Annotated in this window: 23 protein-coding genes; 12 read left to right on the top strand and 11 right to left on the bottom strand. The window is 68.1% G+C overall.

Translation table 11 applies throughout. The features are described 5' to 3' along the window. Positions 1-226: 226 nt before the first annotated feature. Positions 227-577 carry a hypothetical protein gene (locus tag ASD42_RS14690; RefSeq protein ID WP_056816674.1) on the top strand — a complete coding sequence of 117 codons (351 nt, stop codon included), beginning with the start codon at positions 227-229 and terminating at the stop codon, positions 575-577. Here the strand turns inward: ASD42_RS14690 and ASD42_RS14685 are convergent, their stop codons facing one another. Beyond that, on the bottom strand, positions 578-2086 hold the full coding sequence (locus ASD42_RS14685) for a leucyl aminopeptidase (protein ID WP_056816672.1): 1509 nt from the start codon (positions 2084-2086) through the stop codon (positions 578-580). 137 nt (positions 2087-2223) lie between these two features. Here ASD42_RS14685 and ASD42_RS14680 point away from each other — a divergent pair, with 137 nt between their 5' ends. From ASD42_RS14680 to ASD42_RS14655, 6 genes are all read left to right on the top strand, one after another. After that, the gene (locus tag ASD42_RS14680; RefSeq protein WP_056816669.1) at positions 2224-3009 is read left to right on the top strand and encodes a hypothetical protein; all 786 of its coding nucleotides are present in this window, start codon (positions 2224-2226) and stop codon (positions 3007-3009) included. Then, a complete protein-coding gene (locus tag ASD42_RS14675) occupies positions 3006-4091 on the top strand; it encodes a hypothetical protein (protein ID WP_056816666.1) in 1086 nt (361 codons plus the stop codon). The genes ASD42_RS14680 and ASD42_RS14675 overlap by 4 nt, the downstream gene beginning before the upstream one ends. Continuing rightward, a complete protein-coding gene (locus ASD42_RS14670; RefSeq protein ID WP_056816664.1) occupies positions 4088-5569 on the top strand; it encodes a hypothetical protein in 1482 nt (493 codons plus the stop codon). The genes ASD42_RS14675 and ASD42_RS14670 overlap by 4 nt, the downstream gene beginning before the upstream one ends. Continuing rightward, positions 5566-6873 (top strand): AAA domain-containing protein, encoded by a 1308-nt coding sequence (locus ASD42_RS14665; protein ID WP_131817244.1) that lies wholly within the window; start codon positions 5566-5568, stop codon positions 6871-6873. Before ASD42_RS14670 ends, ASD42_RS14665 begins: the two co-directional genes overlap by 4 nt. A gap of 219 nt (positions 6874-7092) precedes the next feature. Then, the gene (locus ASD42_RS14660; protein WP_235569532.1) at positions 7093-9072 is read left to right on the top strand and encodes a sensor histidine kinase; all 1980 of its coding nucleotides are present in this window, start codon (positions 7093-7095) and stop codon (positions 9070-9072) included. Further along, on the top strand, positions 9069-9443 hold the full coding sequence (locus tag ASD42_RS14655; protein WP_056816654.1) for a DUF742 domain-containing protein: 375 nt from the start codon (positions 9069-9071) through the stop codon (positions 9441-9443). The genes ASD42_RS14660 and ASD42_RS14655 overlap by 4 nt, the downstream gene beginning before the upstream one ends. On the opposite strand, the gene ASD42_RS14650 is transcribed toward ASD42_RS14655, so the two are convergent. The 4 genes from ASD42_RS14650 to ASD42_RS14635 form a co-directional block, all read right to left on the bottom strand. Further along, positions 9440-10903: an MFS transporter gene (locus ASD42_RS14650; RefSeq protein WP_056816651.1), complete on the bottom strand. Its 1464-nt coding sequence runs from the start codon at positions 10901-10903 to the stop codon at positions 9440-9442. The two genes, ASD42_RS14655 and ASD42_RS14650, sit on opposite strands and share 4 nt — an antisense overlap. A gap of 128 nt (positions 10904-11031) precedes the next feature. Continuing rightward, positions 11032-11499, bottom strand: a complete 468-nt coding sequence (locus tag ASD42_RS14645) for a MarR family winged helix-turn-helix transcriptional regulator (RefSeq protein ID WP_056816650.1) — start codon at positions 11497-11499, stop codon at positions 11032-11034. A gap of 186 nt (positions 11500-11685) precedes the next feature. Further along, positions 11686-13641, bottom strand: a complete 1956-nt coding sequence (locus ASD42_RS14640; RefSeq protein WP_056816645.1) for an FAD-dependent oxidoreductase — start codon at positions 13639-13641, stop codon at positions 11686-11688. 111 nt (positions 13642-13752) lie between these two features. Beyond that, positions 13753-14223, bottom strand: coding sequence for a carboxypeptidase-like regulatory domain-containing protein (locus ASD42_RS14635; protein ID WP_131816768.1), 471 nt, complete (start codon positions 14221-14223; stop codon positions 13753-13755). A gap of 168 nt (positions 14224-14391) precedes the next feature. On the opposite strand from ASD42_RS14635, the gene msrA reads away from it, so the two are divergent. Both msrA and ASD42_RS35270 read left to right on the top strand, forming a co-directional pair. Beyond that, positions 14392-14907 (top strand): peptide-methionine (S)-S-oxide reductase MsrA, encoded by a 516-nt coding sequence (gene msrA / locus ASD42_RS14630; RefSeq protein ID WP_056816640.1) that lies wholly within the window; start codon positions 14392-14394, stop codon positions 14905-14907. 108 nt (positions 14908-15015) lie between these two features. Then, entirely contained in the window at positions 15016-16104 is a 1089-nt protein-coding gene (locus ASD42_RS35270) for a hypothetical protein (protein ID WP_063893640.1), read from the top strand. Between the two features lie 54 nt (positions 16105-16158). On the opposite strand, the gene ASD42_RS14620 is transcribed toward ASD42_RS35270, so the two are convergent. Further along, the gene (locus ASD42_RS14620) at positions 16159-16407 is read right to left on the bottom strand and encodes an excalibur calcium-binding domain-containing protein (RefSeq protein ID WP_056816637.1); all 249 of its coding nucleotides are present in this window, start codon (positions 16405-16407) and stop codon (positions 16159-16161) included. Between the two features lie 115 nt (positions 16408-16522). Here ASD42_RS14620 and ASD42_RS14615 point away from each other — a divergent pair, with 115 nt between their 5' ends. After that, positions 16523-17557 (top strand): hypothetical protein, encoded by a 1035-nt coding sequence (locus ASD42_RS14615; RefSeq protein WP_056816636.1) that lies wholly within the window; start codon positions 16523-16525, stop codon positions 17555-17557. Here the strand turns inward: ASD42_RS14615 and ASD42_RS14610 are convergent. The 3 genes from ASD42_RS14610 to ASD42_RS34390 form a co-directional block, all read right to left on the bottom strand. Then, complete coding sequence (locus ASD42_RS14610; RefSeq protein ID WP_056816632.1) at positions 17524-18177, bottom strand: nucleotidyltransferase domain-containing protein; 654 nt, start codon at positions 18175-18177, stop codon at positions 17524-17526. The two genes, ASD42_RS14615 and ASD42_RS14610, sit on opposite strands and share 34 nt — an antisense overlap. 83 nt (positions 18178-18260) lie before the next feature. After that, positions 18261-19853: a bifunctional phosphatase PAP2/diacylglycerol kinase family protein gene (locus ASD42_RS14605; RefSeq protein ID WP_235569525.1), complete on the bottom strand. Its 1593-nt coding sequence runs from the start codon at positions 19851-19853 to the stop codon at positions 18261-18263. A 108-nt stretch (positions 19854-19961) separates the two neighbouring features. Further along, positions 19962-20159, bottom strand: a complete 198-nt coding sequence (locus tag ASD42_RS34390) for a hypothetical protein (RefSeq protein ID WP_063056819.1) — start codon at positions 20157-20159, stop codon at positions 19962-19964. A 111-nt stretch (positions 20160-20270) separates the two neighbouring features. Between ASD42_RS34390 and gcvT the strand changes: the two genes are divergently transcribed. Both gcvT and ASD42_RS14590 read left to right on the top strand, forming a co-directional pair. Continuing rightward, a complete protein-coding gene (gene gcvT / locus ASD42_RS14595) occupies positions 20271-21371 on the top strand; it encodes a glycine cleavage system aminomethyltransferase GcvT (RefSeq protein ID WP_056816627.1) in 1101 nt (366 codons plus the stop codon). Positions 21372-21425: 54 nt separating this feature from the next. After that, entirely contained in the window at positions 21426-22523 is a 1098-nt protein-coding gene (locus tag ASD42_RS14590; RefSeq protein ID WP_056816624.1) for a branched-chain amino acid aminotransferase, read from the top strand. Positions 22524-22560: 37 nt separating this feature from the next. Here the strand turns inward: ASD42_RS14590 and ASD42_RS14585 are convergent, their stop codons facing one another. Next, entirely contained in the window at positions 22561-23274 is a 714-nt protein-coding gene (locus tag ASD42_RS14585; RefSeq protein ID WP_056816620.1) for an MBL fold metallo-hydrolase, read from the bottom strand. A gap of 136 nt (positions 23275-23410) precedes the next feature. Then, positions 23411-24157, bottom strand: coding sequence for an adenosylcobinamide-GDP ribazoletransferase (locus ASD42_RS14580; protein ID WP_056816618.1), 747 nt, complete (start codon positions 24155-24157; stop codon positions 23411-23413). Between the last annotated feature and the right edge of the window lie 18 nt (positions 24158-24175).

Genomic DNA, 24175 nt, shown 5'->3' with positions numbered 1-24175 from the left:
TGACTCCTCTGAGTGTGTACCCGGCGGACATCCGTCGCGGGTCGCGGCTTTCGTCCACCCCGCCGGTCTCGGCGGAGCACCCGGGAAACGTTGGTTCTTGTTCCGGCAACCATCCTTGCACTCGTCCGTCGCGGGTGTAGCGCAGGGCGGCGATCCGGGCGAAGCTGGCACCATGGAATGTACGGCGGTGAGCAGAATTCCGCCGGAATGTAGGAGGTCGAGCGGGATGGGTTTGCTGGATCGTTTCCGTGGTGGGCGCGGTGCGAGCAGGTCAGGCGCTCGCGAGCGCGCGTCGGAGGTGAGCGCCCTGGCGGACTGGGCGCGCACGCGGCGTGGCGTCGAAGCCTTCGTCGAACCGAAAACGACTGTGACCGATGTCACAGCCGTATTGGTGGCCGCGGACGGTGAATGGACCCGTCGCATCGTCGGCGAAAAAGGCGCGCGCCGGTTGGCCGGTGCGTTGAAGATTCCGGTCTACGACGTCAACCGCACCGGCTACCCGCAACGCATGCGCGACTTCGATGCCCGCCGCCGCATCGAAGAGCGGCGGGCTCGCGAAGCCGAACTGGAGGAGTGACTACTCCGCGCCGATCGCCTCGATCACGGTGATGAGCGTGCGCACCGGGACACCGGTGCCGCCCTTGCCGATGTAGCCGAACGGGCCGCCGGTGTTGTAGGCCGGACCCGCGACGTCGAGGTGGGCCCACTGCACGCCCTCGGGCACGAAGTCCTTGAGGAACAGCGCGGCCGAGAGCATGCCGCCCCAGCGGTGCGGCGCGACATTGGCCAGGTCGGCGACCTTGGAGTTGAGGTCGGCGCGCAGCTCGGCCGGAAGGGGCATGGCCCAGCCGTTCTCGCCGACCGAGCGCGAGATCGCGGCGACGCGGTCGCGGAATTCGTCGGTGCCCATCACGCCGGGGGTGCGGGTGCCGAGCGCGACCATCTGCGCGCCGGTGAGGGTGGCGACGTCGATCAGGTAGTCGGGCTCGTCCTCGACCGCGCGCACGATGGCGTCGGCCAGGATGAGGCGGCCTTCGGCGTCGGTGTTGATGACCTCGACGGTGGTGCCGCCGTACTGGGTGAGCACATCGCCGGGGCGCTGCGCGGTAGCCGACGGCATGTTCTCAGCCATCGGGACGGTCGCGGTGACGGTGACCGGCAGGCCGAGGCGCCCGGCCAGCAGCACGGTCGCGACGACCGCCGCGGCGCCCGCCATGTCGGAGGTCATGTTCTCCATGTTGGCGGCGGGCTTGATCGAGATGCCGCCGGTGTCGAAGGTGATGCCCTTGCCGACGAGCGCGACCTTCTTCGGGCCGCCCGCGTAGGTGATGCGCACCAGTCGCGGCGGGCGCGAGGAACCCTGGCCGACGCCGATGATCCCGCCGTAACCGGCTGCGGCGAGGGCGTTCTCGTCGAGCACCTCGACCTCGAGGCCCGCCGCTTCGGCGAGCACCCGGGCCCGGTCGGCGAACTCGGCGGGGTACAGCGCGCTCGGCGGGGTGTTCACGAAATCGCGCGCGGTGGCGATGGCCTCGGCGACCAGCTGGGCGCGCAGCAGTTCGAGGGTGCCGAATTCCGGTTCGGGAACCAGCAACTCGACGCGGACCACCGGCCGCTCGTCCGGCTTGGGCGCGCTCTTGGCCTTGAAGGTGGAGAAGGTGTAGGCGCCGAGGTAGAAACCTTCGGCCGCGGCGCCGAGATCGATGCCGGACAGGGTGGTGGCGACGAGTTCGGTGCCGCTGAGCGCGCGCCCGGCGACACCGGCGCTGCGGCGCACCTGTTCGGCGTCGACCTTGTCGGCCGCGCCGAGTCCCACGGCGAGCACGCTGGTGACGTCGGCCAGCGCCGACGGCGCGGGCACCCGGGTGAGTTCCTCCGGCTTGCCCTTGGCGCCGACCGAGCCGAGTGCGTCCAGCAGTTCCGCGCGGACCTCGGCGGTGAGTACGTCGCCGAACAGGTCGGCGGGGACGATGGCGGGGCCGTTCTCCGACGACGTCAACCCGATCACCAGCACATCGGTGTCGGGGGCGATGGTTTCGGTGCGCGCCAATTCTGGTCCGAGTGAACGATCTGCGACTGCGGTCATTGCCCCAGGTTATTCGGTCGCTATCGGTGCTCGCATCACGAGTCCGGGTGTGCGGGTGTGCGGTGCGTTCGTTCGGCCGTCACGTAAATACTGGGATTTACTGGACAATACTGGTAGCTGTGGATACGCTCCGACTCGTGACGGACTCGGCCGAAGAGCTGGAGGTGCGCATCTCCGGTTTGCGGGCCGAGGTGCGGCGGGCCGCTGCCGGTGGGGATCGGGCCGGGGCTCGGCAATTGCGCGCGGAATTGCGTCGGGCCGAATCGGCGTGGGACGCGGCGGTTCTCGGGTCGATTCCGGAAGAGCCGTCGGAGGCGCCGGGGGTACCGGTGCGTGAACACGTGCATCGCGCGTTGACCTTGCTGTCGGTGCCGTCTTCGCCGAAATTGGTGCTCGCCACGCATGACGCGTTCTTTTCCGGCGAGCTGCTGCCCGCCCGGCTGACCAGCCTGCGGCGCGACGAGGAACGTTCCTTCCGGTCGGCGCCGTACGCGCGCCCGTACTACCTGTGCGCGGCGCTCACCACCGATCTGCTCGCACCCGCCCGTGGATTGATGGCGGTGAGTTCGTGGCCACTGGAACGGCGGATGGTCGGTCCGTTGAGTCCGCGGGTGGGGCTGCTGGTGTCGGCTATTCGTCTGGCTGAACACCTTTCGGCGCAGCCTGCGGGGGAATCGTCCGGATTGCGCGTACTGTGGCGGCTCGCCGTATCGATTCCTGGCATCTCCAGCGCCCCGGATTCGCTCGACCCGGCGAAGGTGATCGAGGCCGCACGGCGTGAGCTCGCGGTGCACGAGGACGAGGACGCGCGGCAACGTTCCGCGGCCGCGCGACGGGCGGCGGATCAGCTGGCGGATCCGGCCGCACAACTATTCGGTGTTCGGCTCGGCGTAGCCGATCGGCGACGAATCGAGGTGGAATGAACACTCTCGCAACACAGTTGGACCAGTTGCGCGGTGAAGCCCCCGCGACCAGGCACAATGCCCGCACCATCGCCGCGCTGACGGCCAACCCCGGATGTGCCCGCCGCGCCCTGCTCGACGCGGCCGCGGTGGACAAGACCGTGATCGCCCAATCGCTGGGATTCCCACCACAATTCGGTCAGTCCCAGTTCGCCATCACGCGCGGCAATGCTTTCGAGGCGATGGTCAAGGCGAACGGTTGCGCGGAACTGCTCGCGTTGTTGCGCGACAAACTGGGTTTCACGATTCCCGAAGTCGCCTACCACGACCTGAATTCGGTGGGGGAGAACACCGGTAACGCGGTGCGCTATCAACGCACGAGGCAATTGTTGAAGAGCACGATCGCGACGGGCGACGGCACCCTGTTCGATCACCCCATGCTGCGGCTCGATATCGCCGGCGCCACCGCCTATCTCGAACCCGATGTGGTGGCCGTGCAGTTGGACGGCAAGTTCCATGTGGTGGAGGTCAAGGCCTTCCCCGTTATCGACGGGCAGGCCGATCCGGCGCAGGTGGCGGCGGCCGCGCGTCAGTCCGCGGTGTATGTGATCGCCTTGCGCGAGTTGATGGCCGAGATCGGCGAGTCACCGGAGCTCGTGTCGCACAATGTGATTCTGGTGTGCGCGAAAGACTTCTCGAATCGTCCTACCGCCGAACTCGTCGATCTGCGTAAGCAGCTCGCGGTGGTCTCGCGTCAATTGACCAGGCTCACCGCGATTCCCGATCTGCTCGACCTGTTGCCGCCGGAGGCCACCTTCGCGCCGGGGGAGAACCTCGAGAAGACGATCGCCGCCATCCCCGCTCGCTACGCGCCCGAGTGCATGTCGAGTTGCGAGCTCGCGTTCGCCTGCCGCGACGAGGCGCGCACCTGCGGTTCGGTGGACGCGCTCGGTCGTGGGGTGTGTGATGTGGTCGGTGGCATCGACAACATCCACACCGTCCTCGGCCTGGCCGACGGCACCCTGGAACCCGGCCCCGAGCACGCCGACATCACCGCCATGCTGCGGACCGCCCATCGGCTGCGGTGGGAGATCGCCGGATGAGCGTGCTGGCGGCCCTGGCCAAGGCCGAGGCCGTGCGGGCGGGCCGCGCGCAGGCGACCGCCGCGGTGCGCCACATCCATCTCGCCGAGCGACCACTGGTCGCGGTGCCGTTGCGGCTGGCGGGGGAGGCGGCGGCGCCGGTGGCGATCATGATCGGCACCTCGCCCGGAGACCAGAACGTGTTGACGGTGCCGCAGCCCCGCGACCGGGTGCTGCGATTGCGGTTCATCGAGCAGTTGGCCGATGTGGTGCTGCCCTATCTGTCGACCTTTCTCATCGAGACCGAGGAGCTCACCAGCAAGGCCGGGGAGACCTACACCCGGTGTCTGGACGCACCGCAGATGTGGACGCCCAACCCCGGCGGCGTGAATTTCCTGAAGCTGCTGGGACGTTCGGTACGTTTTCACCGGGTCGACGGGGACAACCCGGTGCCGGAGTCCATTCCGCTGCTCGGACGGTGGCTGACCTGGTTCGGTGATCGGGCCGAGCATCCCGGTTCGGCGGTGTTGCCCGCGATGACGGCCGCGCTGTCGTCGCACTGGGCGTCGGGGCAGTCCACCCTCGAAGACGGCAATCTCGCGGCGCTGCTCGGTTGGATCGATCCGCCTGCCGGGCTCAGCGGCGCGGAAGCCGCTGCCCTGGCGGAAGATCCGCTGCTGTCGCCGCCCGCGGGCCCGGCCACCGATCCCGGATTCGACAACGAAGAACTCGCGCCGTTGATCGCCGCCTACAACGCCGCGCTCGACGACTCGGCCAGAGCTGTCGCGGCCGAACGGCTCGAGCGCTCCCTGCGCGGACAGCTCGAACCCACCTGGCGGCTGATGTGGCGCTCGATCGAGCTGCTGAGCGCCCTGCCGGAAGGCGCCAGCGTCGAGAATCGGTGGACCGATGATCGCGGTGCGTTCTCCCGCTTCGCCGCCGATGTCGCGGAAGGTGTTCCGCAGGCCCGCCGCGATTCCGCCGTTCCCGCGGTGCGCAGGCTGCTGGAGCGTGAACGGGCCTCGGAAGCGCTGCAGGCCCAGTGCGCTTTCGACGATCCGCTGCGCATGCTCGAACATCGGGTGAGCGGCGCTGCCTTCCGCGGCACCGTCGTGCACAGTGAACCGGAGCGTCTCGATCGTTCGGGGTCGCGTCCGAAACTGCGCCCGCACATTCATATTCGCACCACCGATCCGTTCATCGCGGTGGTCGGCGAGGAACTGACATGCGTCGAACGGCCGAAGCAGACCGGGCTGGTTGTCGACATCGACGGTGACAGCATGGTTCTCGAACTGTCCGGTGGGATGGGGCGCAAACTCGTCGCCGAACCGGGAAGCGTGCCGGAGGAGGGCGAGGACCTCGGTTTCGCCCGCTTCAAACCGACGCCGTTCAACGGGATGCTGAATCTGCCCGCGCGCGAAGAGACTCCGTGGACTCACGGTGGTCCGCCACCGGAATGGACGCCGCCTACCGACGACGAAGGGGAGGAAATCCAGTGACTACGCCGGACCAGGCCGTCGCGGGAATTCTCACCGACCTGCGCGACGAGAGCCATCGCGCGATCGTGGTCGACTCCCCGCCGGGAGCGGGCAAATCGACGCTGGTGGTGCGCGCGGCCCGCCAGCTCGCCGAGGACGGCGATCAGCGGATGATCGTCGCCCAGACCAACGAACAGGTCGACGACCTCATCGACCGCTTGGCCGTCGCCGACCCCGCGCTGCGGATCGGACGGCTCTCCAGCGCCGCCTACGTGGTGAGCGACCGGGTCGACCGGCACGGCAATGTCCGGGTCGCCAAGCAGCCGGGCGATCTCGAGGACCGCACCATCGTCATCGGTACCGCGGCCAAGTGGGCCACCATCACCGAGGGCAGTTGGTCGCACGCGATCATCGACGAGGCGTACCAGATGCGCTCGGACATGCTGTTGCGCATCGCGAATCGCTTCGATCGTGGGCTGTTCGTGGGCGACCCGGGACAGCTCGATCCGTTCGCGACCGTCGAGACCGCGCGCTGGGCCGGGCTCACCTGGGATCCGACGATGAGCGCCGTGAGCGTGATGCTGGCCAACAACGACAACATCCCCACCCACCGGCTGCCGGTGTCGTGGCGACTGCCCGCTACCGCGGCGCCGGTGGTGTCGAAGGCGTTCTACCCCTTCACCGAATTCCAGTCGGGCACCGGATTCGGCGACCGGCGCATGGATTTCACGACCCGCGGCATGGGCGGCCCGATCGACGCGGTGCTGGAGGAGGCGGCCGAATCAGGTTGGGGCTGGTACGAATTGCCCGCCCGGCACACCCTGCGCACCGACCGTGAAGCCGTTGCCGCGATCGCCGCGATCGCGGCCCGGTTGATCGAACGCGGCGCGAACGCCCACTCCGAATCCGGCAGCCACCCCGTGACCACCGAACGGGTCGCGATCGGCACCGCGCACCGCGACCAGGCCGACGCGATCCGCACCGCCCTGCGCGGCACCTGCGCCGAACCCGTCACCGTCGACACCGCCAACCGCCTCCAGGGCCGTGAATACGACGTCACCCTTGTGCTGCACCCGCTTTCGGGCCGACGCGACGCCAGTGCCTTCCATCTGGAGGCGGGCAGGCTCTGCGTGCTGGCCTCCCGGCACCGCCACGCTTGCATCCTCGTCGGCCGCGCGGGAATCCCCGAACTCCTCGACGCGCACCCCTCCGCCGACCCGGTCCATCTCGGGGTCCCGGTGAAGTTTCCTGACGGCTGGGAGGCGAATCAGGCGGTGTTGAGCCACTTGTCGAGCCACCGCGTCCGTGCGGCGGCGGCACACTAGCGACGTGGCGGGTGTCCTTCTCCGAAGAGTGGAGGGGGAATTGTGTCGGAAGCTACAGGTTTGCCTGATAAACCGTATGTTTCGACATCCGGCTACATCACGCGCACGGTCGGGGAGTCGGTTAGTCTCACGGCGAGACACGCGTGGCGGGTGGCCCACCAACGGCACCAGCTCGTAGCGGCGCGCCGGGGGCGTTCCGGGAGTGGAAAGATTTCAGATTTGAATATCAGGCGTACCGGCGTTCGTGGCCGGGTCAGTGTGCGTATCCGATTGCTGTCGATGGTGCTCATCTCCAGCGTGATGCTGCTGGTGGTCGGTGGTGGCGGCGCCGTCTATCTGGTGAATTCGGCCAGGGATTCCACCGAATGGGCCGAATTGGCGAGCAGTACCACCGCTCCCGCGATCCTCATGGTGTCGGCATTCCAGGAAGAGCGCAGACTTTCGCTGTTGCGGCTGGCCGGTGACACGTCGTCGGCTCCCGCGTTGGTCACGGCCAAGCAGCGCTCCGATGAGGCGCTCGCCGCGGTGATGGCGAAAGGCGACGCCGCTCGCGCGCTGAACCCCGACGGTTCCCGCGAGGATATCGAGGGCTACAACAAACTCTTCGCCATGGTGCCGGTCGTGCGCAATGGCGTCGAAGCCACGCGGATTCCCCCCGAGGAAGTGTTCGCGTTGTACACCGGGGTGATCAGTACGATCATCGCCGCCTCGATGCTGGCCGCCCGGGTCGCTCCGGAGGCGAAGGTCGGTATCGAACTGGGCTACGCCGTCGACCAGCTGCGTGCGGCCGAGGCACTGTCGCAGGCCGACACTCTCGGTTCTGTTGCGTTGACCACGGGGAAGATGAGCAGTGCCGAGGTGGTCGATTTCGGCCGTCGGGTCGGCGAATTCCGTGGTGAGGCCGCCTACTCCGCGGCGGTGCTGAAAGGCCGCCGCCTGGCGCAACTGTCGGAGATCACCGCGAGTCCGCAATGGCAGCGGGTGATCGCGATGCAGGACGCGCTGTTGTTGCGCGGACCGGTGTCCGCCAAGGACCCGGAGACGGAACTTCCGAGCAGTTTGGCGGAATGGCAGGACGCGTCGAAGTTCGTCGGACTGGCGCTGCAGAAACTGTGGGAGGACCAGAGCGGGGACGCCCACGTGATCGCCAGGCAGCAGGGTGAACGCGACTCCGACAGCGCGCTGCTCGGCGGTGCGCTGATCGCGTTGGCCGCGGTGGCCGCATTCCTCATCGCGTTGGTGATGGCGAACCGATTCATCGCACGGATGCACCGCCTGCGCCACGACACCCTCGAGCTCGCCGATGAGCGGCTGCCCGAGGTGATGCGCAAGGTCGAGGCCGGTGAGACAGTCGACACCTCGACCGAGGGCTCGCAGCTGGACTTCGGCACCGACGAGCTCGGCCAGGTCGCCGCTGCGTTCAACCGCGCCCACGTCGCCGCGATGTCGGCCGCTGTCGCCGAGGCCCAGACCAAGGCGGGGATCAGCACGGTCTTCCTCGATATCGCGCACCGCAGCCAGGTGGTGGTGCACCGACAGCTCTCCCTGCTCGACCGTGCCGAGCGCGACGAGAACAACGCCGATCAGCTCGATCTGCTGTTCCAGCTCGATCATCTCGCCACCCGCGCCCGGCGCAACGCCGAGAACCTCATCATCCTCGGCGGCGAACAGCCGGGTCGTCGGTGGCGCAACCCGGTCCCGCTGATCGATCTGGTGCGTGGCGCGATCGCGGAAAGCTTGGACTACACCAGGATCGCGGCCAAGCAGATGCCGCAGGTGAAGATCTCCGGGCATGCCGTCGCCGACGTGATCCACCTGCTCGCCGAGCTGATGGACAACGCGACGGCCTTCTCCCCACCCGAGAGCCAAGTCTCGGTGTCGGGGATCGTGGTCGGTCGCGGTGTCGCGGTGGAGATCGTCGATCAGGGTCTCGGCATGCCGGAAGCCGATCTGGCGCAACGCAACGCGATGCTGGCCGATCCGCCCGCCTTCAGTGTCGGCACGCTGGCCGGCACTTCACGGCTGGGCTTGTTCGTCGTCGCCACGCTGGCGGGCAGACACGGCATCTCGGTGCGGATGTCGGAATCGGTGTACGGCGGCGTGCGAGTGGTGGTGCTGATCCCGACGGCGCTGGCCGAAGCGAGCGATCCCGAGTCGGCGATCTCGGGTCAGTTCCCCGCAGTCTCGCCGAGACCATGAGCGACGAGCGCGAACACTGGTACGAGGACGAGGCGAGCCCGCTGGTTCGCCTCTACGCCGTCACCGGCGGGCGCGCGAAGGCGCAGCGCCTGGACCTCGAGCTCACCACCCTGCTCGTCGACGCCCGCTCGGGCGTGCGCTCACGCTTGCTCGCGCCCGAATACGACGCGATCGTCGAGTTGTGCCGCACCGCGCTGTCGGTCGCGGAGGTCTCCGCTCACCTGCATCTGCCGCTGACCACGACGAAGATCCTCATCGGCGACCTGATCGATGAGGGCCGACTCCGCGCCCGGGCACCCCGAAACCAGCCGAACACCGCCCCGGACATGGACGTCCTACGGGCGGTGCTCGCCGGGATCAAACGGTCCTAGGCTTTCGCCACCGACACCGGCTGCGTCGACAGTGTCGCGAGTTCGGTATCGAGATCGGTGGGCTCGCCCGCTCGGCGCGGAATGGTCAGGGCGATACCCGCCGCCCCGAGCGCTACCGCGGCGCCGATCAGCAGGCCGACATGGAAACCGGCCGCCGAAGGTACCGCATGCCCGGCGAAGTCGGTCGTCATATTGGCCAGCACCACACCGACGACGGCGGCCGAGACCGACGTACCGAGCGAGCGCATCAGCGTATTGATGCTGTTGGCGGAGGCTGTTTCCGACAGCGGGACCGCGCCCATGATCAGGGCGGGCATGGCGCCGTAGGCCAGGCCGACACCGATATTGGTGATGCAGACCATCGTCATCAGGCCCCAGGTCGACCCCATCAGCACGGCCGACGAGCCATAGCCGAGGGCGATGATCAGCGCCCCGACCGCGAGGGTGACCTTGGGTCCGCGCGCGGCCGACAGTTTCGCGCCCGCCGGTGACAGCGCCATCATCATCAAGCCGCCCGGCGCCATCCACAGACCCATACCCAGCATGGTTTGTCCCATGCCGTGGCCGGTGGCCGAGGGCAACTGCATCAACTGCGGCACGATCAGCGCCTGGCCGTACATGGCGAAGCCGACCAGCACGGATGCGGCATTGGTCAGCAGCACCTGCGGTCGCGCCGTGGTGCGTAGATCGACGAGCGGGTCGGAGGTCCGCAGTTCCCACCACCCCCACGCGGCCAGGGTCACCACCGAGGCGGCGAACAGTCCGAGCGTCGTGGCGCTGGTCCAGCCCCATCCGGCGCCCTTCGACACCGGAAGGAGCAGGAATACCAGTCCCGCGCCGAGTCCCACCGCGCCGACGAAGTCGAACCGTCCACCGGCGTCACCGCGCTTCGCCTCGGCCGGAACCAGGGTCGCGATGAGCACCACGATCAGGGCGCTCAGTGCCGCCGCGGCCCAGAACAGGACCCGCCAGCTCGCGTACTGCGCGATCGCGGCCGACACCGGCAGACCCAGCGCGCCGCCGACGCCGAGCGAGGCGCTCATGAGCGCGATCGAGGAACCGAGCCGCTCGGCAGGAAGCACATCGCGCATCAGGCTGATGCCCAACGGGATCAAGCCGACCCCCATGCCCTGGATTCCGCGTCCGATCAACATGGGGACCAGCGAGGAGGACATGGCGGCGACCGCGGCGCCCACGATCAGGAATCCACCGGAGACCAGCAGCATGCGGTGTTTTCCGTACAGGTCGCCGAGCTTGCCCGCGACCGGGGTGAACACCGCTCCGACGAGCAGCGTCACCGTGATCACCCAGGACGCGTTCGCCGCGCTGGTGTGGAGCAGCCCCGGAAGTTGCCCGATGATCGGCACCACCGCCGTCTGCGTAATCGCGGCGACGGTGCCGCCGAAGGCGAGCACGCCCACGACCACTCCGGGCCGGGCCGTCTTCTCCGAAATCCCCACGTACCGCTCCTGTCGACCAGCAATTTATGTATAGAGCACAAGGCATGCATACTGCATTGGTTGTGTATATTACACATCTCTGGGCGCGCGGACTCGATCGAGGAATCGAGATGTCGGTCGCAGTTCCGCTAGTGCTCCGCGGGCAGGGTCGTGAGCGGCCGTGGCCAGTACTCGCCCGACCGGCGTTCGATGTCGGTGTTGAATCGTCGCAGGTAGCCGACGAACGCGGCGATATCCTCGGAGGGCCAGTCGGCGAGGATCGAATCCAGAGCGTCGACGATCAAGGCCCGTTCGGCGTTCAACCGGCGCTCGCCCTTCGAGGTGACCCGAAATTTCCGCGCCATCCCGCCCTCGGGATCCGGAATCCGCTCGAGCACTCCGGCCCGCATCATGGCGGCGGTCTGCCGATTGAGGGTCGAGGCGTCCAAACCCAGTGCGTCACTGAGCTGTCCGATGGACATCAGTCCACCCATCCGCAGCCGACTCAGCAAGATATAGGCGCTGCGGTCCATGGCGTCGGGCCCACGGCGCGATCGCAGACTGTGACGGCCGAGAAGCATGGTCTCGAACTCGACCAACTGGGTCGCCTTGTCCATCTCAGCCCTTCCGCGAATTCGCACCTGCCCGGCCACGGGCGGATCCACCACATATGTACCGACCACATTACGTGTCCACTACACATCAGAGCGCCGCATCACCCGGTATTCAGCGCGTGATGCGGTGTGGTCGGCACGGTAACAGCCGCGCCGCCGACGGCCCGGGGGTCGCCGACGGCGCGGGTCTCAGCTCAGTCGGGCCGCGAGCCGTTTCGCGTTCATGTAGCCGATCGCCTCGATGCTGACCATCGGGTTCACGCCGGGTGCGGTGGGGAAGCTCGACCCGTCGGCCACCACGATGTTCGGCACATCCCAGGTGGCGCCGTCCGGATCGGTCGCCGAGAGCTCCGGCGTGCCGCCCATCCTGGCCGAGCCCATGATGTGCAGGGCGCCCATCGAACACTGGCCGGGTCCGTAGCCCGCTTTCTCGGCGGCGGCGCCGAACTCCGCCAGCGAGCCGCGCGTACCCGGCTCGAACGAAACGCCCGCCTGATGTCCCGAGTAGATCTGTCGCGCGCCCGCGGCTTCGAGTACCGAGGCCGCGCCGACGATGCCGGTGTGCAGATGCTTGGCGTCGTAGTCGGACAGTTTGTACTTCACCACCGGTTCACCGCTGCTGTCGATCGAAACGGTGCCGGGATCCCGGTCGCGGGTGATGACGCCGACCGAACTCGTTCGCGCGAAATCGAGCAGCCGGGTGCGATATTCGTCCGCACCGCGCCAGCTCATGAACCCGGTCGCCAGGCCGGGGTGGTTGGGGCCGGTCTCGTAGATGACGCCGTACCCGTTGCCGTCGAGGTTCGCGTGGTGCCTGCTGATACGGGCCTGGAGCGCGCCCTCCCACGGCCGGATCTCCTCTTCGAACAATCCGAACACCGCGGCGGCCGGATGCAGGCGCAGGTGCTGTCCGATGTTCTTGTTGCGCAAGCCGGATCGTCGCAGCAGCGCCGGCGTCTGGATCGCCCCCGCGGCGACAACGACCGCCTTGGCGCGCACCGTGATCTCGACCCCGGAGGCGGTGACCGCCGACACCGATTCGGCCCGACCCGCTTTCACGGTGATCGCGCGGACGTCGGCGTCGACCACCAGGCGCGCGCCGTGCTCGGCCGCATCGGCGAGCCAGGTCTTGGTCGCCGACTGCTTGGCGCCGACGCGACAGCCGTAACCGCACCGTCCACACTCGATCCCGGCGTCACAGGCATCGGTGACGTTGCGCGGCAGGGTGTCCACATCCCAGCCGAGCGCACGCGCGCCGCGCTCGAGAATGCCGTCGCGTGCCGAGAGCGGCGATTTGGCGTCGGTGACGCTGATCCGCTTCTGCACGGCGGCCAGCGCGTCGCCGAACTCGTCGGAGGCGAACTGCGGAACGCCGGACTCGGCCCATTCGGCGCGCACCGAGTCGGGTGTCGGCAGCGAGGTGCTCCAGTTGACCACGGTGCCGCCGCCCAGACAGCTACCCGCTACGAGGGTGATCTGGCCTTCCGCCGACGCGGCGGGGCCGGGTGAATACAGGCTGGTCAGCGCGTCGAGTTCGCCGTTGCCGAAATCCTGGTCGTCGTAGTAGTTTCCGCGTTCGAGCACGATCACGTTCAGGCCCGCTTCGGCCAGGACGGCCGCGGCGGCGCCACCACCGGCACCGGAGCCGACCACTACGACATCGCAGTCGAGCGCGGTGGATTCAGTGAACCGCAGTGGGGAGAGCGCCGGCTTCGGGGCGGTCGCGAGGCGGCCCACCGGCGCCGGGTAACCGATCTCCTTCCACAGCGGGTTGGCCCCGGTGGGGCCGGGGCTCACGTTGTAGGCGAGCAGAGATGCCTGTTTGAGGGCCTGGAAAATCGCTCGGGCCGGGGCAAGGCCGGAATCGGCCAGGCGCAGTAGGGCGGCCTCGCGTCGCTCCTGCGAGAGCGTGGAGAACCGGCGCAGGCCGCTGCCCGTGATCAGGCCGAAGGCACGAGAATCCCAGAGCCCCAACAGGGTTGCCAGCTGCTTCTGCTCGGCTTCGCGGGGGTTGCGCCCCAGGATGCGGAAGATTGTGTCGACCGCGCCGATCTCGGTCGCGGCGGGCAATCCGGGCCCGCCGGCAGGGAGAAACGTATCGCAGATCATGCCCAGCGCGGCCCGCTGTTCGGCTGTTGGTTCCATGCGGAAACCACCCCTTTTCATTCTGGGGTGAGTTGTATCACGGGACACGAGACCGCGCTGGGGTCATCGGGTTTCGGGCTGGGCAGCGAGTGCCCGGCCCGCCCGCCTCGATCAGTCGGCGGAGCCCGCGGTGAACTGGATCGTTTTGAGCGAGGGCGTCGACAGGTCGACATCGGCCCTGGTGATCGACTTCGCCGACGAGTCGTTGCGGTATGCGGTGAGCTGGTAGCGGCCGGGTAGCAGTCCGCGGAAACTCACCTGGCCGGTGGCGCCGGTGGACATGTGCCGGTGGATCTTGTCGCCGCACGCGTCGATGCCGGTGAGGACGATCCTTCCGCCCGCGATCGGCGTACGGGTCGTCGCGGTGATCAACACCGCGTCGATCTGGCCCGCAGCCGGGGTCGCCGCGCGGACTCCCTGGTTGTTCTGACGTGCCTGTCGTAACTCCTCGCAGGGCGCCGCGTTCTGCGCGATCGTGTCGTCGGCACCGGGATGCGCCCCCGCGCTGCCCACCGCCGTGCCCATCAGAGCTGTTGCCGCCAATCCGATCGCCAAACACTGGGAAATGACAAACCGTGGCATTGCGCCGTATTCCTCCTGCTTCGCCTGACATGAAAGTGCACGTGGACATTGCTGAGGTAACGCTCGGGCGGAACAATACTGACGGGAATTCTGTCGCTGAAACCGGTGTTCCATAGAGGCGGTTGTGGCCGATTTGTGCGACCGTTGAGCACTCATGAAGGAGGATGTGTGAGCGACACTCGTAAGGCAATTCTGGCCGGTGGATGCTTCTGGGGGATGCAGGATCTGATCCGTCGTCAGCCCGGCGTGCTGGCCACCAGGGTCGGCTACACCGGCGGAACCAACGACAATCCGACCTACCGCAATCATCCGGGCCACGCCGAGGCCGTGGAGATCGAATACGACCCGGCGCAGACCGACTACCGCGCGCTGCTCGAGTTCCTGTTCCAGATCCACGATCCGACCACCAAGGATCGGCAGGGCAACGATCTCGGTGACAGTTACCGTTCCGCGATCTTCTATCTCGACGACGATCAGCGCCGTATCGCGCTCGACACCATCGCGGATGTGGACGCCTCCGGCCTGTGGCCGGGCAAGGTCGTCACCGAGGTGACCCCGGCGAGTGCGTTCTGGGATGCCGAGCCCGAGCACCAGGACTACCTGATTCGCTACCCCGATGGCTACACCTGCCATTTTCCGCGCCCCGGCTGGAAACTCCCGAAGCGCGAGAACACCGACAAGTAGCGTTTTCCATATGTCATGATCGGCTGTGTCGGCGTGACCGTGACGTCGGATCGGAGTACTCATATGAGCGGCATCGGCCGTCTCGAACGATGAGGGGAAGCGATTCGGATGACATATGGACAGCAGCAACCCGGTTATCCCCCGGCGGGACCGACGCTCAGTGTCGGTGACGCCATCGGGTACGGGTGGACGAAATTCAAAGACAACGCGCTCGTCTGGATCGGGATGGTGGTCGTCTCCTTCCTGATCCAGGCGGTGATCAGCTTCCTGTTCGGCCTCGGCAACAACACCGACACCGACTATGACGGCGGTGTCAGTTTCGGGTTCGGGCTCTGGCAGATCATCGGCACCATCGTGAGCACCGTGATCGGATATCTGATCTCGGCGGCATTCGTGCGTGGCGCGCTGCACGAAACGGATGGGAACAAGCCCGGATTCGGGGCGTTCTTCCAGTTCACCAATGTGGGTGCGGTGATCGTGGCCGGCCTGCTGGTCGGTCTGGCGACCGGCATCGGCCTGCTGCTGTGCATTCTTCCCGGCCTGGTCATCGCGTTCTTCACTTGGTGGACAATGCAATTCGTGATCGACCGCGACCAGGACGGTGTCACCGCGATCAAGTCGAGCTTCGCGGCGATCTCGAGCAACGCGGGCCCGCTGCTGCTGCTGGCACTGGCGCTGTTCGGCATCAACGTCGTCGGTGCGCTGCTCTGCGGCATCGGCCTGCTCGTCACCATCCCGTTGACGATCATCGCCTCGACCTATGCGTACCGGGTCGTCACCGGTGGGCCGGTCGCCGGCGCGGCGAAGGCTCCTGAGCCGGGCTACCCGCAGCAATACGGCGGGCCCGCAGGTGGATTCGGTGGGCAGCCGGGGTACGGCGGTCCGGAAGGCGGACAGGGTTACGGCGGCCCCGGTTACGGCGGTCCCGAAGGTGGACAGGGTTACGGCGGTCCGGGTTATGGCGGACCCGCTGGTGGACCGGGTTACGGCGGACCCGCTGGTGGACCGGGTTACGGCGGTCCGGGCGCTGGTGGACCGGGTTACGGCGGTCCGGGCGCTGGTGGCCCCGGCTACGGAGGTCCGGGCTCTGGTGGTCCGGGTTCGGGTGGTCCGGGTTCGGGTGGTCCCGGTCACCCCGATGGTCCTGATCTGGGCAAGCCCGGTGACCAGGGCTGGGGACCTGAAGGCAACCGCTGAGCAGTTGATCCCGAGGGGCGTGCGATGTCGTTCATCGCACGCCCCTCGTGCTGTTCACTCGCAGCCGATGCCGTCCCCGTCACGATCGAGGCCGTAGTCGTCGGGTCCGATCACCGTGACGCGGCCGGTGTAGACGGGCCCGTTGCCGCTGCCGCCTTCGCAGTCGACATCACTGACGATGGGCAGGCACGGGGTGTACGAGCCGTGGCACTTCGAGGGCTGCGCGGCGGCCACGGTCGGCGTGGCGATCGCGAACGCGAAGGCCGCGATGGCGGCGGAAGCGAGGGTTGCGACGTATTTCATTGTGCTCCATTCAATTGTTCAGCGGCGCACAGTGTTTCACGGGTGGGGGATTTGTCGGAAGTTTGCTTGTCGGTACGTGTCAGTAGTATCGGGGCATCTCGAACAAGGGGGAGTGATGCGGGGGAGATGGCGGGCGTGGTCGTGGTGGGCGCGGGGTGCGGTGATCGCGCTCGTGGTGGTCGTCGTCGTGTCGCTGCCGGTGGCGGGGGTGGTCACGGCCTTGCTGGTGCACAACATCGGCGATCAGTCCGACCAGGCGCGGACCCGGGGCAAGGACGCGGTCTGGCTCGGGCATGCCTGGGTGGACGGGCGCAAGACCGATGCCGATATCGACGGGCTCGGGAAGTTGCTGGCAGGTACCGGCGTTCGGGATCTGTTTGTCCACACGGGTCCGTTGGAGCACGACGGGAGTCTGCGCGACGATCTGGCTCCGCGTGCGCGATGGTTCGTCGAGGCGGTGCACGCGCGACTACCGGGAATTCGGGTGCAATCGTGGCTGGGCGATATCGTGCGGCCCGAATTCGACGGGCTGGATGTGGAATCGGCGGCCTCGCGTGCGCGAGTAGTGGCGTCGGCGCTGCGCGTACTCGACTACGGGTTCGACGGCGTGCACTACGACCTCGAACCCATTCGATCGGGATCGCCGGGATTTCTCGCGCTGCTCGACGCGACGCGGTCGGTGACTTCCGCAGCGCGGGTGCGGCTGTCGGTGTCGGCGCCGGTGATCGATCCACTTCCGGGTCTGCATTCGCTGGGCTCGGCGGTGGCCGATCACGGAAAATGGTGGAGCCAGGCCTATTTTGCCGAGGTGGCGCGGCGATCCGATCAGGTGGCGGTGATGTCCTACGACACGGCGATGCCGACGCGAGCGTTGTACAGCGGGTATGTGGCGCAACAGACCGAGCTGGCCGCCGAGGTGACACCCGATGGCGTCGACCTGCTGATGGGAGCTCCCGCGTTCTGGGCCGACGATCGAGGACATCGCGGAGCCGCCGAGACCGTCGCCGCGGCGGTGCGGGGCATCCGACTCGGTCTGACTCGGACCGACGTGGATCGGGTGGACTTCGGTGTGGCGATGTACGTGGATTTCGCCGCCACACCCCAGGATTGGGCCGACTATCGAAGAGATTGGTGTCGGATGGCCGACTGAATCTCGGTCGACCACGGGTGGTCCGGGTAGAGCACGGTCAGCCAGGAGTTCAGGCGGGCGAGCCGGTGCTCCGGGAGCAGCCCGACGACGCGGTGGAAGTCGCTGTAGTCCTTGGGGCGGTTGGCTTTCGCCTTGAACAGCAGCACGACCTCGGGAATCAGATACGGGATCCCGTTGGTGGTGGTGCGGATGAGTTCGGTGTACGGGAGGGTGATGGTGGGGTCGCGGCGGCAGATCCAGGTATCGCCGTCGTGCGGCTCGCGGAACACGTCGAGGTGGAAGGCGCCGGTGAAGGGATCGCGGAGCCAGGTCTGGTGGAGGTCGAGGCGGGTCTCGGCCAGGGGATAGGGCCACAGCTCGCCGTCACCGACGATGTCCCACTCGTACTCGGGAAATTCGGCCGCGATATGGGGGAAATCTGCTCGGGGGACAGTGATTTCGATGTCGTCGTGGGCGCGGGAGATGCCACCGGCGAACAGGTCGAGGGCCCAGCCGCCGGCGACGGCCCACGGCGCGGGACAGGTCGCCAGGCGAGCGGCGACCACACTCGGGGTCCACGGGTCCCAGCGACGATCGGCTTCGGTTGCGGTGATCGGACGTCCACCGTCCGGCGAGCTCATCCATCCATCCTCGGCACCGGTGGCCCGGGGCGCAAGGTTGTTGTGGGCGATGGTGATCGAGACGAGACGGGTTTGTGAAGAAGTCAGCGTCGGCGGTCGGTGAGCCAGGCCAGGGGGCGGCGGTGGTGCGGTCGCGGGCGGTTTTCCCAGCGGGGGTTGTCCTCGTTGCGGCGGTAGACCGGGATCCGACCTGCGACGGAGAATCGGAAAGTGGTTGCGATGCCGACCACTTCGCCGTCGGCGGCCACGGCGACAGGAGTTCGCGAGGTGACGGTGAGTTCGTGCATCTGGCGTTCTCCGTAGACGCGGCTGTGGCCGATAGCGGCGAGCATCAGGGCGATGACAGCGCGGGTGCGCGAGAAGCGGACGTCGGCGCGGAGCCAGCGGACGTCGAGCAGGCCCTCGTCGAGGCGCGAACGGAAGGCGGGGACGGCGCCGTGCGGGTGGTAGGGGCCGTTGCCGATGAACAGGAACCACATGTCGTGCCAGCGGTCGTCGAGCCGGATGTGGATCGGCTCCGCGCGACGCAGGGTGACGACGAGTGCCGCGGCGAAGGCGGGCCACTTGCCCCAGCGGTCTTCCCACTTCTCCCGCAGGCGCACCAGCTCCGGGTAGGCGCCGATGCTCGCGGTGTTGATCAAGTGGTGGGTGTACGGGCCGTCGGGGGTGTCGAATCCGACTGCGGCGATATCGACTTCGACGGCTTCGCCGGTGCCGGTGGCGTCGGCCACCTCGCGCAGGTCGTAGACGCCGAGATCGCGGGCGAAGTGGTTCAGGGTGCCCGCGGGGATGACGACCAGGGGCAGGTCGTTGCCGACCGCGACGGCGGCCGCCGCGGCGATCGTGCCGTCGCCGCCCGCGGCACCGACCGCGAGGACCGTGGTGCGGTCGGTGGCAGCGTCGTCGGCCGCGCCGCCGACAGCGGCGTCGAGGGCTTCTTGCAGGAGTTCGACGGCGTCACGACCGGGTTCGGTGCGCACCAGCGTCGCGGCGGGCAGTGCCTCGGCGATGTCGTCGGTGGGGTCGTAGCTGGAGTCGCCCGAGCGCGGATTCACCAGTAGCAGAAGGCCTTTGCCGTCGGCGAGGATCGGTGCGCCGTGCACGACGTGCGCGTCGGCCTCGTCGGATTCGCGGATCGGCCACCAGCGGCGGGTAGTCAGCGCGATAGCGGTGCCGACGCCAGCGCCGACCAGCACGTCGGACGGCCAGTGCGCGCCGGTGTGGATGCGGGAATAGGCGACGGCCGCGGCCACCGGTGCGATGGCGAGCGCGGCGCGCGGGCTCTCCAGGGCGACGGCAGTGGCGAAGGCGGCGGCATTGGCACTGTGGCCGGATGGGAAGGACGACGACACCGGTGCGGCGACCAGCCTGCGGCCCAGCGGCATCAGTTCGGCCGGTGGCCGCCGGCGCGGGATCAGCGTCTTGAGCACGAGGTTCACGACGAAGCTGCTGCCACCCAGTGCGATGACACCGCGCAGCGCGGCGCGGCGTGGGGGACCCGGCTTCACCGCGAGCGCCGCCGCGACCGCGAGCCATAGGCCACCGGTGTTGGCGGATCGGGTCAACCGCAGCATGCCGCGATCGACTGCGGTTTCCGGGATACGCGATACCGCGCGGCTCATCGTGTCGTCCATCCGGGCGACATGGCCGAACCGAGCTCGGGGCAACTCACTCACAGTATGAACCCTACAGCCGTTGGGCATCACACTCTTTGGACTCGAACCGCGCCACCCCTGCACCCCTCGATGGCAGGCGCGGCGCGCTGTCGGTGGAAGGACGCCGTATTACTGCGCCGGAATCGAGGGCGGGTTGCAGTCGGCGGTGGGCGGAATCCCCTGGAGCGCCTGGATGAGGCAGCCGATGTTGATCGAGGAGGAAGCCGAATTGCCGCTGCCGGTCTCGGCGGCCTGCACGACGGGTGTGGCGACGAACAAGGAAGCGGCGACCAACAGGGTGCCTGCGGTGATTGTGCGAACGATCATGCCGTCGATCTTCGCACCGAAGCGCGGAAATCGAACCCCGCGGACCGCCCCCCAATTGCAGGGGCATGGTGCCGATTCGACCGGCTGCACGCGACCGATAAACTTCGGCCCATGACCGACACCGCGCTGCTCGAGGGCCCCATCCACGCCGTCCATGTCGAGCTCGGAGCCACCTTCGCGCCGTTCGGCGGGTGGGAGATGCCGGTGCAGTACGGCGGCACGGTCGGCGAGCACACCGCGGTCCGCACCACGGTCGGGCTGTTCGATGTGAGCCATCTGGGCAAGGCGACGGTGTCGGGACCCGGCGCCGCGGCGTTCGTGAACTCGGCATTGACCAACGATCTGGGCCGGATCCAGCCGGGAAAGGCGCAGTACACGCTGTGCTGTGCCGAAGACGGCGGCGTGATCGATGACCTGATCGCCTACTACGTCGGCGACGACGAGGTGTTCCTCGTGCCGAACGCGGCGAACACGGCGGCGGTCGTCGCGGAGCTGCGGAAGGCGGCGCCCGCGGGGATCACGGTGACCGACCAGCATCGCGACTACGCGGTGTTCGCGGTGCAGGGGCCGAAGGCCACCGAGGTGCTGACCGCCCTCGGCCTGCCCACCGAGATGGAGTACATGGCCTACGCCGACGCCGAGTGGGAGGGCCGCCCGGTGCGCGTGTGCCGCACCGGTTACACCGGTGAGCACGGCTACGAGCTGCTGCCGAAGTGGGCGGACGCGGAGCCGGTGTTCCGGGCGCTGATCACCGAGGTCGAGGCGGCCGGCGGCCAGGCGGCCGGACTCGGCGCGCGCGACACCCTGCGCACCGAGATGGGCTACCCGCTGCACGGGCACGAACTCTCCCTCGACATCACCCCGAACCAGGCCCGCACCGGGTGGGCCGTCGGCTGGAAGAAGCCGGAATTCTGGGGCAAGGCAGCACTCGAGCAGGAGAAGGCCGACGGCCCGCGCCGCACGCTGATGGGGCTCAGGGCCCTGGATCGCGGCGTGCTGCGCCAAGGCCAGACGGTGCTGCGCGATGGCGCGCCGGTCGGCGAGACCACCTCGGGGACGTTCTCACCGTCGCTGAAGGTCGGCATCGCGCTGGCGCTGCTCGACACCGACGCGAAGCTGGAACCCGGCGACGAGGTGGAGGTCGACGTGCGCGGACGCAAACTGCGCGCCACGGTCGTGAAGCCGCCGTTCGTCGACACCAAGACCAAGTAACTCCCCCGTAGTGGGGGCGAGACAGCACCGAATCTGCCCGGATAGGATCGCACCATGACAGTCGCCGCACAGTTCACCCGTATTCCGCACCCCGCGCCCATTTCGGCGCAGCAGCGGACAGAGGTACTGGCGGCCCCCGGTTTCGGACGGTTCTTCACCGATCACATGGTCTCGATCGACTATGCAGACGGCCAGTGGGGCAACGCGCGCGTCGAACCGTACGGCCCGCTCTCGATGGACCCGGCGACGATGGTGTTCCACTACGGTCAGGCGATCTTCGAAGGGCTCAAGGCCTACCGCCAGCCCGACGGCGCGATCGCGACCTTCCGCATCGATGCCAACGCCGCGCGCTTCCGCCGCTCGGCCGCGCGCATGGCGATGGCGGAGCTACCCGAGGAACTGTTCATCGAATCCGTGCGCCAGCTGCTCGACGTCGACGCCGACTGGGTGCCTGCCGCCGGGGGCGAGGACTCGCTGTACCTGCGGCCGTTCATGTTCTCCACCGAAGCGGGCCTCGGCGTGAAGCCTGCCTCGGCGTACAAGTACCTGCTGCTCGCCTCGCCCGCCGGCGCCTACTTCCCGCGCGGTGTGAAGCCGGTGCGGGTGTGGCTGTCGACCGAATATGTGCGCGCGGCCCCCGGCGGCACCGGCGAGGCGAAGGTGGCGGGCAACTACGCCTCGTCGCTGCTCGCGCAGGCGCAGGCCACCGACCAGGGTTGTGACCAGGTTGTCTGGCTGGACGCCTGCGAGCGTCGCTATGTCGAGGAGATGGGCACCAACAACCTGTTCTTCGTGTTCGGCACCGGCTCCGAAGCACGCCTGGTGACTCCCGAACTGTCCGGTTCGCTGCTGCCCGGTATCACCCGCGACTCGTTGCTCACCCTGGCCGCCGATTCCGGCTACCCGGTGGAGGAGCGCAAGATCTCGGTGGAGGAATGGCGCAAGGGCGCCGAATCCGGTGAGATCAGTGAGGTCTTCGCGTGCGGGACCGCCGCGGTGATCACGCCGGTCGGCTGGGTGAAGTCCGGTGACGGTGAATTCACCATCGGCGGTGGGGAACCCGGTGAGGTGACGATGGCGCTGCGCGACACCTTGACCGGAATCCAGCGCGGTACGTTCGCCGATACGCACGGTTGGATGCGGACGCTCTAACCCGGAGCGCTGGCGCTCGGGCGGGCCCCTTCGGGGGCTAGCCCGGCATCAGTGCTTGCCACTCGCCGAGGGACTTCGGGCGCAGGACGTAGTTGCTGTCACGCAGGGAAGCCAGTGCGCCGCTCGGTGCTTCGGAGTACCAGTGGCCGGGGTAGACGACCGGGTTGCCGTCGAGGGCGGCGAGTCGGCGCAGGCTGCGGAACATCTCGTCGGAGTCGCCGCCGGGGAAGTCGGTGCGGCCGCAGCCGTCGACGAACAGGGTGTCGCCGGAGATGAGGCGGCCGTCGAACAGGAAGCACTGACTGCCCGGCGTGTGGCCGGGTGTGTGGAGTAACTCGATGTCGAACGCGCCGACCGTCACCTTGTCGCCGTGGTCGTGGCCGGTCAGGTCGCCGGGGGCGATGCCGGTGGTCTGGGCGACCCACTCGAGTTCGTGCTTGTTGACGTGCACCGGGACGTTGGTCTTCTCGAGCAGTTCGGCCACACCGCCGAGGGTGAAACCGAGCATGGTGCCACCGACATGGTCGGGATGGTGATGGGTGGCGAGCACGCCGGACACGCGCATGCCGTCGGCCTCCGCGACGTCGACGAGGTCGGCTGCCTGATAGGCGGGGTCGACCAGGAGGGTCTCGCCGGTCTCCCGGTCGCCGATCAGATACGCGAAGTTGCGCATCTGCGTGGCGATCGGATCGCCGACGGCGTAGTCCCGGCCGGACAGCAGCTGGCGGAAGTAGAGGCGCTCGGATGACATGCGGTCCACTGTATTGCCACCGGTGTGCTGGCGACGCACCCGAGTACCGTTGACCGGACGGTCTGTGGGAGCACACAATCGCCGATATCTTGGACTTGTGACCAGTCCGAGTTTGCTGTAACCGTGCGAGCAGCTATCACCCCAGTGAGAAGCCTACTGCGGCAATCGAAACCGTGATTTCCACGACAGTGCCGAGAATATCGCCGGAGAGGCCCTCGAAACGCCGGACGCAGTGGCGGGTGATCGCTACGGTCAGCGCGAGGGCGGCGATCACCACAACCGGGCCGAGCCAGAGGTTGTCTGGTGTCGCCCAGACAGCGGTGATCACGGCGATCGCCGGCCAGATCAACACCGCGGTGCGTGGCTGGGTGCCCGCGACCAATGCGCCGAAACCCGCGTCGGGGGCGGCGGGGATGCCGCTGCGGCAGGCGAGGACGACGGCGACCCGGCCCGCGGTGACGGCGAGGACGATCGCGAGCCAGCGGTGCTGATCGGCCAGCGTTGCGAACGCCACCGATTGGATGGCGACGGCGAAAACGAGAGCGGCGACGCCGAACGGGCCGGCACCGCCGGACTTCATGATCTCGCGGGCGCGCTGGGGCGGGCCGTAGCTGCCGAGGCCGTCGACGGTATCGGCCAAGCCGTCGAGATGCATGCCCCGGGTGAGCAGCGCGAGGAGGCCGACGACGAGCAGACCTGCGAGCAGGGTGGTCAGATCCGCGCTGACCAGCAGCCAGAGGGCAGCAGCCGCGAAGGCCCCGAGTGCGAGGCCGATCACCGGGGCGAGCGTGATCGCGTGGCCGGCTGTGCGCCGGTCGACCGCCGCCGGGCCTCGGACCGGGACGACGGTCAGCCAGGAGACGGCCAGCCGTAGCGCGTTCACGAGGATCCGCCCACGTTC

Source organism: Nocardia sp. Root136 (genome assembly GCF_001427185.1).
Taxonomy (GTDB): domain Bacteria; phylum Actinomycetota; class Actinomycetes; order Mycobacteriales; family Mycobacteriaceae; genus Nocardia; species Nocardia salmonicida.
Note: the sequence above shows the minus strand (reverse complement) of the source record. Positions and strands in the feature narration are given on the sequence as shown.

Excerpts from the sequence above, each read along its gene's own strand:
- ASD42_RS14685 (WP_056816672.1), bottom strand. The coding sequence starts at position 2,086 with ATGACCGCAGTCGCAGATCGTTCACTCGGACCAGAATTGGCGCGCACC.
- ASD42_RS14620 (WP_056816637.1), bottom strand. The coding sequence starts at position 16,407 with ATGAAATACGTCGCAACCCTCGCTTCCGCCGCCATCGCGGCCTTCGCG.
- ASD42_RS14655 (WP_056816654.1), top strand. The coding sequence starts at position 9,069 with ATGAGCGACGAGCGCGAACACTGGTACGAGGACGAGGCGAGCCCGCTG.
- ASD42_RS14635 (WP_131816768.1), bottom strand. The coding sequence starts at position 14,223 with ATGCCACGGTTTGTCATTTCCCAGTGTTTGGCGATCGGATTGGCGGCA.
- ASD42_RS14585 (WP_056816620.1), bottom strand. The coding sequence starts at position 23,274 with ATGTCATCCGAGCGCCTCTACTTCCGCCAGCTGCTGTCCGGCCGGGAC.
- ASD42_RS34390 (WP_063056819.1), bottom strand. The coding sequence starts at position 20,159 with ATGATCGTTCGCACAATCACCGCAGGCACCCTGTTGGTCGCCGCTTCC.
- ASD42_RS14675 (WP_056816666.1), top strand. The coding sequence starts at position 3,006 with ATGAACACTCTCGCAACACAGTTGGACCAGTTGCGCGGTGAAGCCCCC.
- ASD42_RS35270 (WP_063893640.1), top strand. The coding sequence starts at position 15,016 with ATGACATATGGACAGCAGCAACCCGGTTATCCCCCGGCGGGACCGACG.
- ASD42_RS14615 (WP_056816636.1), top strand. The coding sequence starts at position 16,523 with ATGCGGGGGAGATGGCGGGCGTGGTCGTGGTGGGCGCGGGGTGCGGTG.
- ASD42_RS14690 (WP_056816674.1), top strand. The coding sequence starts at position 227 with ATGGGTTTGCTGGATCGTTTCCGTGGTGGGCGCGGTGCGAGCAGGTCA.
- ASD42_RS14640 (WP_056816645.1), bottom strand. The coding sequence starts at position 13,641 with ATGGAACCAACAGCCGAACAGCGGGCCGCGCTGGGCATGATCTGCGAT.
- ASD42_RS14590 (WP_056816624.1), top strand. The coding sequence starts at position 21,426 with ATGACAGTCGCCGCACAGTTCACCCGTATTCCGCACCCCGCGCCCATT.
- ASD42_RS14670 (WP_056816664.1), top strand. The coding sequence starts at position 4,088 with ATGAGCGTGCTGGCGGCCCTGGCCAAGGCCGAGGCCGTGCGGGCGGGC.
- gcvT (WP_056816627.1), top strand. The coding sequence starts at position 20,271 with ATGACCGACACCGCGCTGCTCGAGGGCCCCATCCACGCCGTCCATGTC.
- ASD42_RS14610 (WP_056816632.1), bottom strand. The coding sequence starts at position 18,177 with ATGAGCTCGCCGGACGGTGGACGTCCGATCACCGCAACCGAAGCCGAT.
- ASD42_RS14645 (WP_056816650.1), bottom strand. The coding sequence starts at position 11,499 with ATGGACAAGGCGACCCAGTTGGTCGAGTTCGAGACCATGCTTCTCGGC.